This window comes from Rhodoferax sp. GW821-FHT07G04, assembly GCF_059418585.1.
In genome coordinates, this window is record NZ_JBWKQD010000002.1 from 284371 (window position 1) to 301615 (window position 17245).

14 protein-coding genes and 1 tRNA gene are annotated in these 17245 nt (G+C 61.0%); 9 read left to right on the forward strand and 6 right to left on the reverse strand.

The genetic code is table 11. The features are described 5' to 3' along the window. Positions 1–23 precede the first annotated feature (23 nt). The 8 genes from prfB to AC07OO_RS10550 all read left to right on the forward strand — a co-directional run bounded on the left by prfB (position 24) and on the right by AC07OO_RS10550 (position 10565). A protein-coding gene (prfB, locus tag AC07OO_RS10515; RefSeq protein WP_495082055.1) for a peptide chain release factor 2 occupies positions 24–1128 on the forward strand; the annotation gives its coding sequence in 2 pieces (ribosomal slippage) (positions 24–104 and positions 106–1128; 1104 coding nt in all). Between the two features lie 34 nt (positions 1129–1162). After that, complete coding sequence (gene pepN, locus AC07OO_RS10520) at positions 1163–3871, forward strand: aminopeptidase N (RefSeq protein ID WP_495082056.1); 2709 nt, start codon at positions 1163–1165, stop codon at positions 3869–3871. A gap of 7 nt (positions 3872–3878) precedes the next feature. Continuing rightward, positions 3879–4883 (forward strand): class 1 fructose-bisphosphatase, encoded by a 1005-nt coding sequence (locus AC07OO_RS10525; protein WP_495082057.1) that lies wholly within the window; start codon positions 3879–3881, stop codon positions 4881–4883. Between the two features lie 37 nt (positions 4884–4920). After that, positions 4921–4996: transfer RNA gene (locus AC07OO_RS10530), tRNA-Thr, on the forward strand. A gap of 144 nt (positions 4997–5140) precedes the next feature. Next, the gene (locus tag AC07OO_RS10535; RefSeq protein ID WP_495082058.1) at positions 5141–7198 is read left to right on the forward strand and encodes an SPFH domain-containing protein; all 2058 of its coding nucleotides are present in this window, start codon (positions 5141–5143) and stop codon (positions 7196–7198) included. Between the two features lie 163 nt (positions 7199–7361). Then, entirely contained in the window at positions 7362–8018 is a 657-nt protein-coding gene (locus AC07OO_RS10540; protein WP_495082059.1) for a PEP-CTERM sorting domain-containing protein, read from the forward strand. A 257-nt stretch (positions 8019–8275) separates the two neighbouring features. After that, on the forward strand, positions 8276–8971 hold the full coding sequence (locus tag AC07OO_RS10545; protein ID WP_495082060.1) for a DUF2087 domain-containing protein: 696 nt from the start codon (positions 8276–8278) through the stop codon (positions 8969–8971). Further along, entirely contained in the window at positions 8958–10565 is a 1608-nt protein-coding gene (locus AC07OO_RS10550; protein WP_495082061.1) for an amidase, read from the forward strand. The genes AC07OO_RS10545 and AC07OO_RS10550 overlap by 14 nt, the downstream gene beginning before the upstream one ends. A 13-nt stretch (positions 10566–10578) precedes the next feature. On the opposite strand, the gene AC07OO_RS10555 is transcribed toward AC07OO_RS10550, so the two are convergent. From AC07OO_RS10555 to AC07OO_RS10575, 5 genes are all read right to left on the reverse strand, one after another. After that, positions 10579–10872 (reverse strand): hypothetical protein, encoded by a 294-nt coding sequence (locus tag AC07OO_RS10555; RefSeq protein WP_495082062.1) that lies wholly within the window; start codon positions 10870–10872, stop codon positions 10579–10581. A 73-nt stretch (positions 10873–10945) separates the two neighbouring features. Beyond that, positions 10946–11956: an SRPBCC family protein gene (locus tag AC07OO_RS10560; protein WP_495082063.1), complete on the reverse strand. Its 1011-nt coding sequence runs from the start codon at positions 11954–11956 to the stop codon at positions 10946–10948. Between the two features lie 80 nt (positions 11957–12036). Continuing rightward, positions 12037–13320, reverse strand: a complete 1284-nt coding sequence (locus AC07OO_RS10565) for a TRAP transporter large permease (RefSeq protein WP_495082064.1) — start codon at positions 13318–13320, stop codon at positions 12037–12039. Positions 13321–13322: 2 nt separating this feature from the next. Continuing rightward, on the reverse strand, positions 13323–13958 hold the full coding sequence (locus AC07OO_RS10570; protein WP_495082065.1) for a TRAP transporter small permease: 636 nt from the start codon (positions 13956–13958) through the stop codon (positions 13323–13325). Between the two features lie 51 nt (positions 13959–14009). Further along, positions 14010–15014, reverse strand: a complete 1005-nt coding sequence (locus tag AC07OO_RS10575) for a TRAP transporter substrate-binding protein (RefSeq protein ID WP_495082066.1) — start codon at positions 15012–15014, stop codon at positions 14010–14012. Between the two features lie 147 nt (positions 15015–15161). Here AC07OO_RS10575 and AC07OO_RS10580 point away from each other — a divergent pair, with 147 nt between their 5' ends. Further along, positions 15162–15932: a YdcF family protein gene (locus tag AC07OO_RS10580; RefSeq protein WP_495082067.1), complete on the forward strand. Its 771-nt coding sequence runs from the start codon at positions 15162–15164 to the stop codon at positions 15930–15932. Positions 15933–15941: 9 nt separating this feature from the next. Here the strand turns inward: AC07OO_RS10580 and AC07OO_RS10585 are convergent, their stop codons facing one another. Beyond that, the gene (locus AC07OO_RS10585; RefSeq protein ID WP_495082068.1) at positions 15942–17240 is read right to left on the reverse strand and encodes a hemolysin family protein; all 1299 of its coding nucleotides are present in this window, start codon (positions 17238–17240) and stop codon (positions 15942–15944) included. Positions 17241–17245 lie beyond the last annotated feature (5 nt).

A 17245-nucleotide genomic window follows, 5' to 3' on the forward strand; every position in this document is an offset into this window, starting at 1 on the left:
ACCGGATAGAGGACAGCAGCACCATGGAAGCAGAACGCATCAACCTGATTGGCACCCAACTCACGGACCTGTCCGCCAGGACCCAAGAGTTACGGGGGTATCTTTGACTACGACGCCAAACACGAGCGTCTGCGCACCGTCAATGCGTCACTAGAAGACCCCAGCGTCTGGAACGAACCCAAGAAAGCCCAGGAACTGGCCAAGGAGAAAAAAGCGCTGGAAGGCGTGGTCCTGACCATTGAAAACCTGGAACGCGAGCTGTCCGACAACCTGGAGTTGTTCGAGATGAGCAAGGAAGACGGCGACGAAGCCGGCCTGGTGACGATTGAAGGCGAGACCGAGAAGTTGACCGCCATCATCAAGGACCTGGAATTCCGCCGCATGTTCAACAACCCGGCCGACCCCCTGCCCTGCTTCCTGGACATCCAGGCCGGCGCTGGCGGCACCGAGGCGTGTGACTGGGCCAGCATGCTGCTGCGCCAGTACCTGAAATACGCCGAACGCAAGGGCTTCAAGACCACGATCGAAGACGAAACCGCAGGCGACACCGCCGGCATCAAGGGCGCAACCATCAAGATCGAGGGCGAATACGCCTTTGGCCTGCTGCGCACTGAGACCGGCGTGCACCGCCTGGTGCGCAAGTCACCGTTTGACTCGTCCGGCGGGCGCCACACCAGCTTTGCGTCCATCTTCGTCTACCCCGAGATTGACGATTCCATCGAAATCGAGATCAACCCCAGCGACGTGCGTACCGACACCTTCCGCGCCAGCGGCGCCGGCGGCCAGCACATCAACAAGACCGACTCGGCCGTGCGTCTGACCCACATCCCCACCGGCATCGTCGTGCAATGCCAGGACGGACGCAGCCAGCACAGCAACCGCGATGTGGCCTGGAAACGCCTGCGCAGCCGACTGTACGACCATGAGATGCGCAAGCGCCAGGCCGAACAGCAAAAGCTGGAGGACTCCAAGACCGATGTGGGCTGGGGCCACCAGATTCGCAGCTACGTGCTGGACAACAGCCGCATTAAAGACCTGCGCACCAATGTCGAGGTATCTGCTACGCAGAAGGTTTTGGACGGTGACCTCGATGTGTTCATCGAAGCCTCTCTGAAGCAGGGCGTCTGAGCCCAAGCCCCCACAAGAATCTCTGGAGAACAACATGCTGCAATTCCGCGATAACGAAGGCGCCCCCACCGTCATCCAGCGCGCCGACTACACGGCCCCGGCCTACCACATCGACACGGTCGAGCTGACCTTTGATCTGGACCCGGCCAAGACCCGCGTGCTGAACAAGATGACGCTGCGCCGCAATCCCAACGTGCCGGCCCAGGCGCTCAAGCTGGACGGCGAAGAGCTGAACCTGGCCCGCGTGCTGGTCAACGGCCAGGGCACATCCTTCAAGATGGAGGGCGAGCGCCTGGTGTTGGAAAACCTGCCCGAAGGCCATGAGCCCTTCCAGCTGGAAATCTTCACCACCTGCGCCCCGGTCAAGAACACCAAGTTGTCGGGTCTGTACACCAGCAACGATTCCTTCTTCACCCAGTGCGAAGCCGAGGGCTTCCGCCGCATCACCTATTTCCTGGACCGCCCTGATGTGATGGCCAGCTACACGGTCACACTGCGTGCCGACAAGGCCAAGTACCCCGTACTGCTGTCCAACGGCAATTTGGTGGACGAAGGCGTGCTGGAGGACGGCCGCCACTTCGCCAAGTGGGTCGACCCGCACAAGAAGCCTTGCTACCTGTTCGCGCTGGTGGCCGGCCAATTGGTGGCGCGCGAGCAGCGCATTACCTCCCGCGCTGGCAAGGACCACCTGCTGCAGGTGTTCGTGCGTCCTGGTGACCTGGACAAGACCGAGCACGCGATGAACTCGCTGATGGCCAGCGTGGCCTGGGACGAAGCCCGCTTCGGCCTGCCGCTGGACCTGGAACGCTTCATGATCGTCGCCACGGCCGACTTCAACATGGGCGCCATGGAGAACAAGGGCCTGAACATCTTCAACTCCAAGTACGTGCTGGCCAACCAGGCCACCGCCACCGATGTGGACTTTGCCAACATCGAAAGCGTGGTCGGCCACGAATACTTCCACAACTGGACCGGCAACCGCATCACCTGCCGCGACTGGTTCCAGCTGAGCCTGAAGGAAGGCCTGACCGTGTTCCGCGACCAGGAGTTCAGCCAGGACATGTGCGGCGAAGCCAGCGCCCGCGCCGTCAAGCGCATCGAAGACGTGCGCGTGCTGCGCACCGCCCAGTTCCCCGAAGACGCCGGCCCCATGGCCCACCCCGTGCGCCCGGACAGCTACATCGAAATCAACAACTTCTACACCGTCACCATTTACGAAAAAGGTGCCGAAGTGGTGCGCATGATGCAAACCCTGGTGGGCCGCAACGGCTTTGCCTTGGGGCTGAAGCTGTATTTCGAACGCTTTGACGGCCAGGCCGTGACCTGCGACGACTTTGCACAGAGCATGGCCGACGCCAACCCCGGCTCCGCGCTGGCCCAGTTGCTGCCGCAGTTCAAGCTCTGGTACAGCCAAGCCGGCACACCCCGCCTGGCCGCTACGGGCAGCTACAACGCAGAGGCCCAGACCTACACGCTGGATTTCAAGCAAAGCTGTGCCGCCACCGCCAACCAGCCGGTCAAGCAGGCCTTTGTGATCCCGGTGTTGATGGGCCTGGTCGGCAGCAACAGCGGCGCGGCCTTGCCGCTGACCGTGCAGGGCAGCGCGGATGCGTCCGCCAGCAACCATTTGTTTGTGATGACCGGCGACACGGCCAGCATCACCTTCACCCATGTGGCCGAGGAGCCCGTGCCCTCCATCCTGCGCGGCTTCTCCGCACCGGTGGTGCTGGACTTTGACTACAGCGACGCGCAATTGCTGACGCTCTTGGCCAACGACCCAGACCCCTTCAACCGCTGGGAAGCTGGCCAACGCCTGGCCCTGCGCAGCGCTATCAATGCGATAGCTGCACAAGCAGATTCCACGAGGGCTGGTGTGCTAAATGACGCATACCTCTCCGCCATGCGCAACGTTCTGCGCCACTCCACGCTGGATGCTGCCTTCAAGGAACTGGTACTGACGCTGCCCAGCGAAACCTACATCGCCGAGCAGCTCGACGTGGTAGACCCCCAGCGCATCCACGCCGTGCGCGAAGCCATGCGCCTGCAGATTGCCACCGGCCTGCAGGCCGACTGGGAATGGGCTTTCGACGCCCACCAGGAAAACGGCGCCTACAAGCCCGATGCCACCTCGTCGGGCCGCCGTGCGCTGGCCGGCATGGCGCTGAGCTATCTGTGCCTGGCCGCCACCCAAAGCGGTGATGCGGTGTGGCCCGGCAAGGCCTTGCAGCGCTTTAAAGACGCCGGCAACATGACCGACCGCGCCAACGCACTGCAAGCCCTGGTGGGCAGCGGCCACGCGCTGGCCACGCCCGCCCTGGCCCGCTTCCATGCCCTGTTCAAGCACGAAGACCTGGTGTTGGACAAATGGTTTGCGATGCAGGCCGGCGCACCGGACCGTGGCGGCAATGTGCTGCCCATCGTGCGCCAGTTGATGACGCATGCCGACTTCAGCATGCGCAACCCCAACCGCGCCCGCAGCGTGATCTTCAGCTACTGCAATGCCAACCCCGGCGGCTTCCACCGCGCGGATGCGGCGGGCTATGTGTACTGGGCCGAGCGCGTCATTGAGCTGGACGGCATCAACCCCCAAGTGGCCGCCCGCCTGGCGCGCGCGCTGGACCGTTGGAAACGCCTGGCCGAGCCCTACCGCAGCGCCGCCCGCGAGGCCCTGGCCCGCGTGGCCGCCAAAACCGATTTGAGCAACGATGTGCGCGAAGTCATTGACCGCGCTTTGGCGGACTGAAATTAATATGGCACAAAAAATATCCCTGACCCGCTATCTGGTCGAAGAGCAGCGCGTAGACGGCTCCATCCCCGCCCAACTGCGCCTGCTGCTGGAGGTGGTGGCCCGCTCGTGCAAGAGCATCAGCCACGCCGTCAACAAGGGCGCCCTGGGTGGCGTGCTGGGCACGGCCCAGAGCGAAAACATCCAGGGTGAAGTTCAGAAGAAGCTGGACATCATCTCCAACGAAGTACTGATCGAAGCCAACGAGTGGGGCGGCCACCTGGCCGCCATGGCATCGGAAGAAATGGAAGGCATCTACCTGGTGCCCAACCGCTACCCGCAGGGCGAATACCTGCTGCTGTTCGATCCCCTGGACGGCTCCAGCAACATCGACGTGAATGTCAGCATCGGCACCATCTTCAGCGTGCTGAAGAAGCCGGAAGGCGTGGGCGTTTCGGAACAAGACTTCTTGCAGGCCGGCGCCAAGCAGGTGGCCGCCGGCTACTGCGTCTACGGCCCGCAAACCACGCTGGTGCTGACCGTGGGCAATGGCGTAGCCATGTTCACGCTGGACCGCGAGCAGGGCTCCTTCGTGCTGACGCAAGAGAACGTGAAGATTCCCGAGGACACCAAAGAATTCGCGATCAACATGAGCAATATGCGCCACTGGGATGCGCCGATCAAGCGCTATGTGGACGAATGCCTGGCCGGCAAGGAAGGCCCGCGCGCCAAAGACTTCAACATGCGCTGGATTGCCAGCATGGTGGCTGACGTGCACCGCATCCTGACCCGCGGCGGCATCTTCATGTACCCCTGGGACAAACGCGAACCCGAGAAACCCGGCAAGCTGCGCCTGATGTACGAAGCCAACCCCATGTCCTGGATCGTCGAGCAGGCCGGTGGCGCCGCCACCAATTGCAAGGAGCGCATCCTGGACATCCAACCCAGCAAACTGCACGAGCGCGTCAGCGTGTGCCTAGGCTCCAAGAACGAGGTGGAACGCGTGACCCGCTACCACCTGGAGGCATAAAAAAAGACCCCGCAATCGCTATAATTGCGGGCTTAGTGCCGGTGTAGCTCAGTCGGTAGAGCAGCTCATTCGTAATGAGAAGGTCGGGTGTTCGATTCATCTCTCCGGCACCACAACAAGCAAGGGTTCATTGCCATGAAGATGGTGGTGAACCCTTTGTCATTGGTGACCACACCCCACAGAATCCTTATGCATTCCTGATACCGCGATTCGCAGAATCCAGTTTCACACAACTGCTTTGCAGGTAGGAAACGCATATGGATATCTACGGCAATTTCGGCCCAATTCTGGCCATTGTCATCGTGGTCGCATTGGCCGCCGCGTACAAGTGGGTCTTTCGCCTTTTCGGCATTGTGATCGTCCCCGACAACGCGGTGGGGACCATCACCAAGAAGTTCGTGCTATTCGGCACCAACCGCGAACTACCCGCGGGCAAGATCGTGGCGCTATTGGGTGAAGCGGGCCTGCAGGCCGATACCTTGGCACCGGGTTTGCACTTTTTTCTTTGGCCTTGGCAGTACACCGTTGACTTGGTCGAGTTCACGACGGTGCCCGATGGCAAGATCGCCGTCATCGAAGCCTGCGACGGCATGCCCTTGCCAGATGGCCGTGTGATTGCGCGCCAAGTCGAGTGCGACAACTTTCAGGACGCAAGGGCCTTCTTGGTCAATAGCGGCGAGCGCGGCATGCAGATGTCGGTCATCCCGCCGGGCACCTGGCGCATCAACACGCTGCTCTTCACCGTGCACCTGGAGGACATGACAGTGATCGAACCCGGGAAGATCGGCGTGGTCGAAGCGCGCGACGGGCGTCCGCTCTCCGGCGGCCGCATCATCGGCAAGCAGGTCGCCTGCGACTCGTTCCAGGACGCACAGGCTTTCATGAGCGCCGGTGGCGAGCGTGGCCCGCAAATGACCATCATCCCGCAGGGAAAGTACCGCATCAATCCGCGGCTCTTCAAGGTCTCCATGGCCGATGTACAGGATGTGCCGGACAACAAGGTCGGCATCGTGACCACCCGCGAAGGCGCACCGCTGAAAACCGGTGAAATCGCTGGCCCCGAAGTGACGGGACACAATTTGTTCCAAGACCCGCAAGCCTTTGTCGACAACGACGGTACCAAGGGTCTGCAAGAGCAAGTGTTGCTGGCGGGCCGTTACTTCATCAACCCGATGTTCGCGACGGTCGAGATCATTGAAATGACGGAGGTGCCGATTGCATCGGTCGGTGTGGTCGTGGCCTTCGTGGGCAAGGCGGGCGACGATGTGACCGGTGTGGAATTCAGGCATGCCAACATGGTGCGTCGTGGCGAGAAAGGCGTCTGGGTCGATGTGCTGGACCCCGGCAAATACGCCATCAACACCTACACGCACAAGGTGCGTGTCGTACCCACGGCCAACGTGGTGCTCAACTGGGCAACCGGCAAGACCGAGGCCCACAAACTCGATGCCAATCTGTCCACCATCACGGTGCGATCGGCCGACGGCTTCACCTTCAACCTGGATGTGAGCCAGATCATCCACATTCCGCGCAACGACGCGCCCAAAGTGATCGCCCGTTTCGGCAGCATGGAAGCCCTGGTCACCCAGGTGCTGGAGCCCACCATTGGCAACTACTTCCGCAACGCGGCGCAAAGCTCGGACGTGATTGATTTCCTGAAGCAACGCACCGAGCGCCAGGCAGAGGCCAAGGAGGCCATCGCCAAAGCCTTGAAGGACTATGACGTGGGTGCGGTTGAAACGCTGATTGGCGACATCAGCCCACCCGCAGATCTGATGAAGACGCTGACAGACCGCAAGATTGCGGAGCAGGAGAAGGTCACCTACAACACGCAGATGGAGGCCCAGGGTGTGCGCCAGCAGTTGGAGCAAGCCACCGCCTTGGCCAACACCCAGGCGCAGGTCGTCGATGCCGAGCGCAAGGTGGCGATCGCGGAGTTTTCTGCCCAGGCCGCCGTCAAGACTGCGGACGGCACGGCTCGTGCCAAGAAGATCAACGCCAATGCCGACGCCGAAGTGATACGTGTAACCGGCGTGGCCGAAGCCGACAAGACACTGGCGGTTGGCCAAGCGGAAGCCACGGTCATCAAGCAGAAGATCGATTCCATGGAGTCGGGCAATTACGCCATTGTTCAGGTGGCGCAGGCCTTGTCCTCGGCCGGAGTCAAACTGGTACCGGAGGTGCTGGTCAACGGCGGTGCACAAGGCGGGGCGCAAGCCAGCGGCGGAACGTTGGTTGACGTGCTGCTGGCCGGGCTTGTCAGGGACCAGCATGCGTCCAACCGCATACCCGCTGTGCCAGAGGCCGTGAACTAGACGAGCCAAGGTCAGGCAGTGCGGGAGGGAGCTGCCTGGTCAGCTAGTCCAAATGGACTATTGCCGCTCTGCGGCCTGCCTGTTACCTTTACAGACCGTCGGGGCAGTGCGGCTGTTGTAGCCCCTCTCTCCAATGGTCTCCTCAATTTCCAAGGTACATGTGATGAAGATTTCCAAGCTGATTCAGGCACTTGCGGCAGTTGCCGTGCTCTACGGCAGTGGCGCGGCCGAGGCCACCATTCCACTGGGATCAGAGTATTCGCTGACCTCCTTCGCCAGCGGCGTAGGCGCAAACGCTTGGCAGTTCGACTACACCGTGACCAATAACGACCAGAGCCTGGGTGGTTATACGGGTCTGGATGGCTTCACCATCTTCATCCCCGAAACCGCGACCGTATTGAGCTCCACATCGCCAGCGTCCTACCACGGAGCCCCGGGCTTTTGGTCCAGCTCAGTCGGCAATGGCCTGGACTTGTACGGCAATGGCTCGGCCAGTCTGAGCGCGCCGACGGGTTTCAAATCCTTTACTTGGTGGGGCAGCGACCCCAGCTCCGTTTACACACTGGGCTCTACCGCGACCTTCAGCGTGACGCTGGGCAATGTCAGCGTTGGCACCAAAACCGTTGGCATCACCAGCTACTTTAGTAGTGCGGTGCCCGCACAAGAGTATGCGCAAAACCAATGGGGCAACTACTCCACCTTCATCGCCAAAGCTGTCGCGCCCGTGTCGGCTGTGCCAGAACCCGAGACCTTTGCGATGCTGCTGGCGGGTCTGGGCCTGATGGGTGCGGTCGCGCGCAGGAAGCAGCGCGCAGCCTAAGCCCGGTTCAACCTGGCTGAACACCAAGGCGACTTCGGTCGCCTTTTTTGTGCCTTGCGCGTGATGCGCAGTCTGTGGCTACAATCTCCGTCCGGGTCCGCAGTTCACCCAGGCGTTGCCAGAGTCTCACCAAGATTCACGCTAAACCTGAATTGGTAATCGCTAGCACGCATCAAAAAATCAATTTTTGTGCGCCTACGCTGCAAGTGGCAACCCCAGCACTCTGTACAGAGTTCATGGCGCACGAGGAATTGTTGATGATGACTCGCATGCTCTTACCCCTGTCCGTCTCGGACATTTCTTCCTTTGCGAAGAAGCTCAAATCCTATCTCGACGCACGCTCTGCCGAAGGGCTATTGCCGCCCAGCCACCTGGAACTGCTCAACCTGCTGGCCCGTGCCGCTGGTATGCGCAATTTCCAGACATTCAGGGCGTCGCTGGAAGGCCGGCTTGCTGCCCTGGATGCAATACCACCGGATGCGCCAGATGCCCCGGATGCGGCGTTCAATGAGGTAAATCTCCCCCACGCAAGCAATGAAGCCGTCGTGAACCATGGTGCCTTGTCGCCCACGGTGCGAAAGACGCTGATGCAGTTCGATGCCGCCGGCCGGCTCATACGGTTACCTAACAAGCTGTCGGTGCAGCAAATGGCCATGTGGTGGATGTGGACGCAGTTTTCCATTCGACGCAAGTACACCGAGAAAGAAATCAACCAGATACTCAATGCCCACCACACTTTTGGTGACCAGGCTACGCTGCGGCGTGAGTTGGTCAACATGAAGCTGCTGGGCCGCAAATCCGATTGCAGCGAATACTGGAAAGAGCCGGTGCGCCCCAGTGCGGATGTGCAAGACTTCTTGCGCGCTTTGCGCCAATCGGTGTCCGAGGCACAATCCACGCGGACCGTTTCCCATCGACCCCAGCGCACAAAGGCCATCCATGCAGCGACGTGATTTTGTAGAACTCATGCTATTGACAGGAGGCTCGGCCATGACCGCCCATGCAAGCACAGGCGACACGACTTTCGACGTCGCTGAAAAGACGGTCACCGAGTTGCAGGCCGCCATGGCTTCGGGCAAGACCACGGCCCAGCAGTTGGTCAAGCTGTACCTGGCGCGCATTGCCGCCATTGACAAGGCGGGGCCCAAGCTGAACTCGGTCATCGAACTCAACCCTGATGTCATGGCGCTTGCCGCTGCGTTGGACGCTGAGCGCAAGACCAAAGGCGCGCGTGGCCCCTTGCATGGCATACCGGTTTTGCTCAAAGACAACATCGCCACCGCTGACAAGATGCAGACCACGGCCGGCTCCCTGGCCTTGGTGGGCGTCAAGCCACCGCGCGACGCCGCCCTGGTCACCCGCTTGCGCGAGGCCGGTGCGGTGATCCTGGGTAAGACCAATTTGTCGGAGTGGGCGAATATGCGATCAACGCGATCCACCAGTGGCTGGAGCGCGCGCGGCGGACTGTCGCTAAACCCCTATGCGCTGGACCGCAACACCAGTGGTTCCAGTTCGGGCTCGGGCTCCAGCATGGCGGCCAGCTTGGCGGCGGTGGCCGTGGGCACGGAGACGGATGGCTCCATCACATCACCCGCCTCAGTGGCCAGCCTGGTGGGCATCAAGCCCACGGTGGGCTTGGTCAGCCGCGCCGGTGTGGTCCCCATCGCCCACTCGCAAGACACAGCCGGGCCTATGACCCGCACCGTGGCCGATGCGGCGGTGCTTCTGACCGCAATGGCTGGTAGTGATGCGCGTGACCCCGCAACCACCCAAGCCGACCAGAAGAAGGCCGACTACACCCGATTCTTGAGCCGCAATGGCCTGCAAGGCAAGCGCATAGGTGTGGTTCGTTCGCAATTGACTGGCGCGGGCGATCTGGTTGCCGCCCTGGTCGAATCGCAACTGGCCGTGCTGAAAGCCCAAGGCGCCACACTGGTAGAGGTGGCCGAAGTACCCAATGTCGCCAAGTACGCGGACACCGAGCTCACCGTTTTGCTGTACGAATTGAAGGCCGACATCGCCGCCTACCTGGCCGACTACGGGCCCGGCGCACCATTAAAGACACTGGCCGACGTGATCGCCTTCAACGACCAACACCACGCACAGGAGATGCCGTACTTCGGGCAAGAACACTTTGTGAACGCCCAGACCAAGGGCGGGCTCGATAGCAAGGAGTACATCGACGCGCTGGCCAACAACCACCGCTATGCACGTGAAGAAGGCATTGACCAGGTCATGAAGGAGCACCAGTTGGATGCCCTCGTCGCCCCCACCTGCGGCCCGGCTTGGCTAACCGACTTCATCAATGGCGATGCAGCAGGCGGCAGCTTCACGACACCGGCCGCTGTGGCCGGTTACCCGCATATCACCGTGCCTTGCGGCTTTGTGCACGGCCTGCCCTGTGGTCTATCGTTTGTGGCTGGGGCCTGGGCCGAGGGGCCTTTGATTGCCATGGCCTACGCCTACGAGCAGGCCAGCCAGCAGCGGCGCCCACCTAGCTACGCCAAGTCACGCAATCTGCAGGCTGTAGCGCCCAGACGCAAGTAGACAATCGCAGGCTTCAGTCGGCGTACAGCCATTGGTCCTGCGGCAAGCCGCGCAAGAAGGCGGCCACGGCCTCCAACGCGCCGTGTTCTGCGGCCCATTCAATGTGCTCCGCAAGGCGCAGGGTTTTCAGCGGTGCCGGTGTGCTGTCCCAGGCCTCCAGAATCAAGGGCAAGGGCGGCTCCCAACCCAAGGCCGTGCGCTTACGGTTGGGCAGCATTTCAAACAGCGTGTTCCAGCTCTTGGGTAAGGGGCATACCCGCTTGTTGTCCCGGCAAAAGGCAATCAGACTGTGCGTGGTTTCTGCCATGGCCCCAATTCCCGCAAGCTAAAACTGCTTTATCGGCCTACTGCCCCGTGCTGGGTATTGCTGAAAACCCTCATCACGCTGGTAGCACCGGCACATGCAGTTCGATGATGTCGGCGGCCGCTTGTGCATCTACACCATCGCCTAGTCCGCAATAACGCTCAAAAGGCGGCAGGCGTTGGTCCGGCTTAGCGTCTTGGGCCACCATGCGCTGCATGGCCAGGTACCAGGCAATCTCCAAGGCTGCGGGGTCGCCATGCAGGCGCACCGTGTAGGCATTGTGAGCAACCAGTTCACGCACGGGCAAATCGCCCGCCGACGTAGCGCTGCCTATGGGAATGCCGATGTGGCAGGCTGTGGTGCGCAGCTTGATATTGGTCTTGAAATAGACAGCCATTGGCCGGCCCGTGGCTTGCACGCCCGCATCCGACAGCTGCTGACGCAATTCAGCCAGCGTGGTGCGCATGGCCTGCTGCAGGCCGTTGATGGGGCCCTGGTAGCTGCGGTAGGCGTAGTGGGCAGCCTCTACTGCCTGCACCCCTACATGCTCGATTGCATAGCGGCTGGCCGTTGGCGGCTCCAACAGACTGGCGAGTTGGTCCAGGCCATAGCGGCAGTCCAACGCCAGCGCGCCCTTGACGGTACCCGCAAAGGCCCGCATCGTGAAGGCAACGCGTCCGCGCAAACTGCAATGCACCTCGGTCTGGCCATTGCGCTCCTGCAGCGTCCAGACACAGCGCCCCGCCACCGTAAACGGCTGGTGTAGCCGCAAGCGCTGCTCCACACGCTGCCGTGGCAATAGGCGCACATGCTCGACGAAACCCGCACCACGGGTTTCGCTGCTCCAGGTGCAACGGCTGCCTACTTGATCGGCAGGAGTGGAGAGCGTGGCCCCCTTGGCAGCCTGGGGGTCCAGCCAGGGGTTCCATTGCTCCCATTGCCCCAGGTCCGCCAGCCTGGCGTAGACGGCATCCACCGGTGCGTCTATGAGGCGGGTGTGCTCCACCCGCACGCGGCCGCTGTAGCGCGCCATGTAGACCAGCACGGCGACGATGCAAAAGCCGGCAACAAAAACAAGTGTGCTCATCATAGGTGTCTATCCAAGGGGTCAGAAAAAAGCCCGGACGGATCCGGGCTTTGCGTATTGTGGTGCTATGTGGCAGAGGGCTACAACATGCCCATCATCTGCGGCACCACCAGGGTCAGCCACGGCCAGTAGGTCACCACAACCAGGAACACGATCATAGTCAGCAACCAAGGCATCACTGCCTTCGTCAACTCCGTGATACCCAGTCTGGAAATACCCGAGGCCACATACAGGTTCAGACCCACCGGGGGGTGGCACAGGCCCACTTCCATGTTCACGTCGATCAAGATGCCGAAGTGCACTGGGTTGATACCCAACTGCATGGCGGCCGGGAAGAAGATGGGCGCCATGATCAGGATGATGGACGAGGGCTCCATGAAGTTGCCTGCCATCAGCAAGATGATGTTGACAACGAACAGGAAGCCTTCTTTACCCAGGTTCATGCTCAGCATCCAGTCCGCCAGGCGGTGTGGCAAATTCTCATTGGCCAGCACAAAGGAGAACAGCACGGCATTGGTGATGATGTACAGCAACATCGCCGACATATTGGCCGAGTCACGCAAGACCTTCGGCACATCCTTCATCTTCATGTCCTTGTAGACAAAGACCGAGACAAAGAACGAGTACACCGCAGCCATGGCCGCCGCTTCCGTCGCCGTAAAGATGCCGGAGTAGATGCCGCCTACGATGATGACCACCAGCATCAGCCCCCACACGCTGTGGCGGAAGAAGGTCAGGCGTTGCATCCAGGTGGCCTTGTCCATGCGGGGGTAGCCGTTCTTCTTGGCGATGTACCAGGTCACGCCACCCAGCATGATGGTCAGCAAGGTTCCGGGCAACAGGCCAGCCACAAACAAGGCACCAATAGAGGTGTTGGTAGAGATGGCGTAGATCACCTTGGGGATGGAGGGCAACATCAAGATGCCCAGCGAACCCGCCGTGATGATGACGCCCGCACCGAACCGCATGGGATAGCCGTGCGCCACCATGGCTGGCAACACGATGGAGCCAATCGCCACCACCGTTGCCACGCTGGAGCCACAGACCAGGGCAAACATCGCGCATGCCAGGATGGAGGCCAATGCCAAGCCGCCATGCCAATGCCCCACCAGCGAGGTGGCGAAATTGATCATGCGCCTTGCCACGCCGCCGTGTGTGAGGAAGTTACCGGCCAGGATGAAGAAGGGAATCGCCATGATTTCCCACTTCTCGATACCGGTAAACAGCTTCAGTGCCACCGCCTCCAGCGGCACCTGCGTCATCGTCAGGATGAAGGTCAGTACGGTCAAACCCAGGGAAATCGAGATCGGCATGCCGGTCAACATCAGCGCGATCAATAGCCCGAAGAGAATGGTTGCATTCATGATCAGGCTCCCCCGTCTTTGCGTGTGTTGTGGTTATCGACGGGTGGTGGCGCGTCCTCCACGCCTTCAACGTGGGCATGGTCGTGGTGCGGGATCTCTCCGGTTCGTACGAAGGTCCATGCCACTTGCAGGAAGCGGAACGACATCAGCGAAGAGCCGAACGGAATGGCGCAGTAGACCAACCAGGTGGGCCATTCCAGGTCCGGGGTGGTCGGGCCTTCGGGCAGGTCACCCACGTTCATGCCAAAGAATTTCAGCACCGCATGGTGGGCACCGTTTTCCCACACAAAGTGACCACCCAGGTAGGCGATGCAACCGGTGAACAACGCACCGGCCAGCAATGCAAACAGAATGAACTTGGCGCGGGTCTTCTCTTCCAAACGGTTGACGACTACGTCCACACCCACGTGGATGCCGGTGCGCACGCCATAAGCGGCGCCAAACTTGGCCATCCACACGAACATGATGATGCACAGCTCTTGTGCCCAACTGAAGTTGAGCGTCAGCATCCAGTCCTGCAAATAGGGAATGGGTGCACTGGCCAGGTAGCGGTGCAGCACCGCGAAGAAAATGATGAGCGTGGCTCCGCCCATGAGGAAGGTGATGATCCATTCCTCCAGGTGGTCTAAGAATTTCATGGTGAAAGTTCCGTAAGTGGCAAACCGGTGGTTGCGATGCGCGCGCTGGGTTTACAGCTTGTTCGGATCGAAGCCAGTGTCCTTGTAGATCGCGTCCAGCAATTCCTTGCCCACGCGGTCCGCCATCTTGGCGTGCACGGGCACCAGCACCTTCTTCAAGGCCATGCGCTCTTCTTTGGTGGGTACATAGACGGTGGTCTTGCCCGCCTTCTTCACGCCATCCAGCGCGTGGTCATTTTCTTCCTGGGCAATCTTGTTGGCCAAGGTTGTAGCCTCTTTCATGGCCTGTTCCAGTTGGCCGCGCACATCGGCGGGCAGGCCATCCCAGAACTTCTTGTTGACGATGACCGCATAGCCCAGGTAGCCGTGGTTGGTGATGGACAAATGCTTTTGCACTTCATGCATCTTCTGGCTGTAGAAGTTGGAGATGGGGTTTTCCGTGCCATCCACCACACCGGTTTGCAGGGCCTGGTAGACCTCAGAGAAAGCCATCACCTGGGGAATGCCACCCAGGCTGCGGATCTGCTCTTCCAGCACCTTGGAGGACTGGATACGGAACTTCTTGCCCTTGAAATCGGCGGGGGCCTTCAGTGGCGTGTTGGCCGAGAACGACTTGAACCCGTTATCCCAGAATGCCAGGCCCTTGACACCCTTGGGCTCCAGCTTGGCCAGCAGACTATTGCCGACGGGACCTTGTGTGATCTTGTGCAGATCGGCCGTGTCGTCAAAGATGAAGGGGAAGTCGAACACTTCGAATTCCTTGACGCCCAGTGGGCCGAACTTGGCCAGGGAAGGAGCGAGCATTTGCACGGCGCCGATCTGCAGCGCCTCCATCTCTTCCTTGTCCTTGTACAGCTGGCTGTTGGGGTAGATGTCGACCTTGACCTTACCCTTGGTCAGCTCCATGGCGCGCTTGGCAAAAAAGTCCGAAGCCTTGCCCTTGGGCGTATCGGCTGCCACCACGTGGCTGAACTTGATAACAATGGGCTGCTGGGCATAGGCAAGCATGGACATTGTCCCGACAACCAGACCCAGTGCAATGGCGCGAATTTTCATGGTGTGTAATCCTTGAGTGGAGATGGATGCGAGTGTTAATCGAACACCCTTTGGTCACAAGTGTGGTGTTCCACTAGGGGTTAACCCTTGGCGCCAAAACCTGGCCTACGATCGCTCCCTTTGTACCCCTTCGCAGCATCGTCAACCGTGTTCATCGCCACCAAAATCTTCGCCCTGTTGACCCAACCCTTGACCTGGGTCGCGACCCTGCTGATGGCCAGCCTATGGGTACGCCGCAAACCCGACAAGGCCCGCGCCCTGGTGGGCGCTGCGTTGGCTTTGCTGTTGCTGCTGGGCTGGCTGCCGCTGCCCGATTTGCTGATACGGCAGTTGGAGAGCCAGTATGCGGAGATGCCACCGCAGGCCGATCTCAAGGGCTACGTGGGCATGGTGGTGCTAGGTGGCTCCACCGAATCCAGCTATGTGGCCCAAGCCCATTTGCAGCCGCTGTTCAACGAAGCGGCCGAACGCATGACGGCACCGGTGGTGATGCTGCGGACCAACCCCCACCTGCGCCTGCTGTACACCGGGGGGGACCCCAATAACCTGCCAGCAGACGCCATCAGCGAGGCACGCCGCGCCCAGATGTACTTCGATAGCCTGGGTATCTCAGGGCCAAACGTCTTGTACGAGTCGGCGTCCCGTTCCACCTATGAGAATGCAGCGCTGTCGGCCCAGTTACCGGGTGTGGACATTGGCCAGCGCTGGCTGCTCGTCACGTCGGCTTGGCACATGCCGCGCTCGATGGCGACCTTCGCCAAGGCGGGTTGGAATGTCACAGCCTACCCCGTGGACTATCGCACCGGGTCGGCCACACCGTGGACCGAATACTCTTTGGGCTCAGGGCTGCGCAGTTGGCAACTGGTGCTGCATGAACTAGTGGGCTGGCTGGCCTACCGCATGGCAGGCCATCTGTAGAACGCGTACTCAGGCCACGGCCAAGCTGCGCGCCAGTACCTTGTCAATGCGCTTGCCCTCCACAGCCGTCACTTCAAACTGCCAGTCTGCACAGTCAATACGCTCACCCACAGCCGGCAAATCACCGCTAACGGCCATCAGCAGACCCGCCAACGTGTTGTAGCGGCCCCTGTCCTCTTGGGGCAAGGCGTCTATGCCCAGGCGTGCCTTGAGTTCACCCACCGGCATGGAGCCATCCAAGGCCCAGGAGCCATCGGTCTGGTGTGTGGCCCAGGCCTGGGTCTGAGCGTCGGGTTTGAGCTCACCGGTGATGGCCTCCAACAGGTCATGGGGTGTCAACAAGCCCTGCACGACGCCGTATTCATCGACAACAAAGACCATGCGGCCGGACTTGGCGCGGAACTGCTCAATCAGCTCCATGCCGCTGAGGGTTTCTGGTACGTAGACGGCGGTCTCTGCCAAGCTCTCCACCGTGCCTTCATGCTGGGCTCCGACCTCCAAGAGGCGCGCCACGCTGATCAGCCCTACGACCTGGTCCAGAGAGCCGCGGCACACCGGGTACCAGGAGTGCGTACCCTTGCTGCCGCCGCTGCTGGCCTGTGCCAGGCATTGGGCGACCGTCGCCGATGCATCCATCCACTCGATGTCGGCGCGCGGCAGCATCATGGACGCGAGGCTGCGGTCATCCAGGTCAAAGACATTGCGCACCATCTGGTGCTCGTGCTGTTCGATGATGCCGGCGTCCACCCCTTCTTCCAGGCTGGCCGAAATTTCTTCCTCGGTGACCGCGCGGTTGTCGGTGGTGTCGATGCGCAAAATCTTCAGCGTGCCATGCGTGCACACCGACAGCAGGCGCACAAAGGGCTTGGCGCCGGTAGCAAACCAAGTCATGGGGCGCGACAGCACGCGGGCTACCGGCTCGGGATAGAGCTGGCCGATGCGCTTGGGCACCAACTCGCCAAAGAGAATCGTCACAAAGGTGATCAGCGTCACGACGAGAGCAGTCGCCGAGATTTCGGCTGCGCGGTGGGAGATCGGAAGCATGCCGGCCAACCAGCGCGCAACGCCCTCGCTGAAGGCCGCCTCGCCCACGATGCCGTTGAGCATGCCAATGGAGGTGACACCCACCTGCACCGCCGACAAGAACTGCGTGGGGTTTGCCAGCAGGGCCTGGGCTGCCTGCGCGCCCTTGTCGCCCTCGTCTGCCAAAGCTTGCAGGCGCACCTTGCGACTCGCAGTCAACGCCAGCTCGGACATGGCAAATGCGCCATTGAGCAGCGTGAGCAGCACGATCAGAATCAATTCCATGAAAC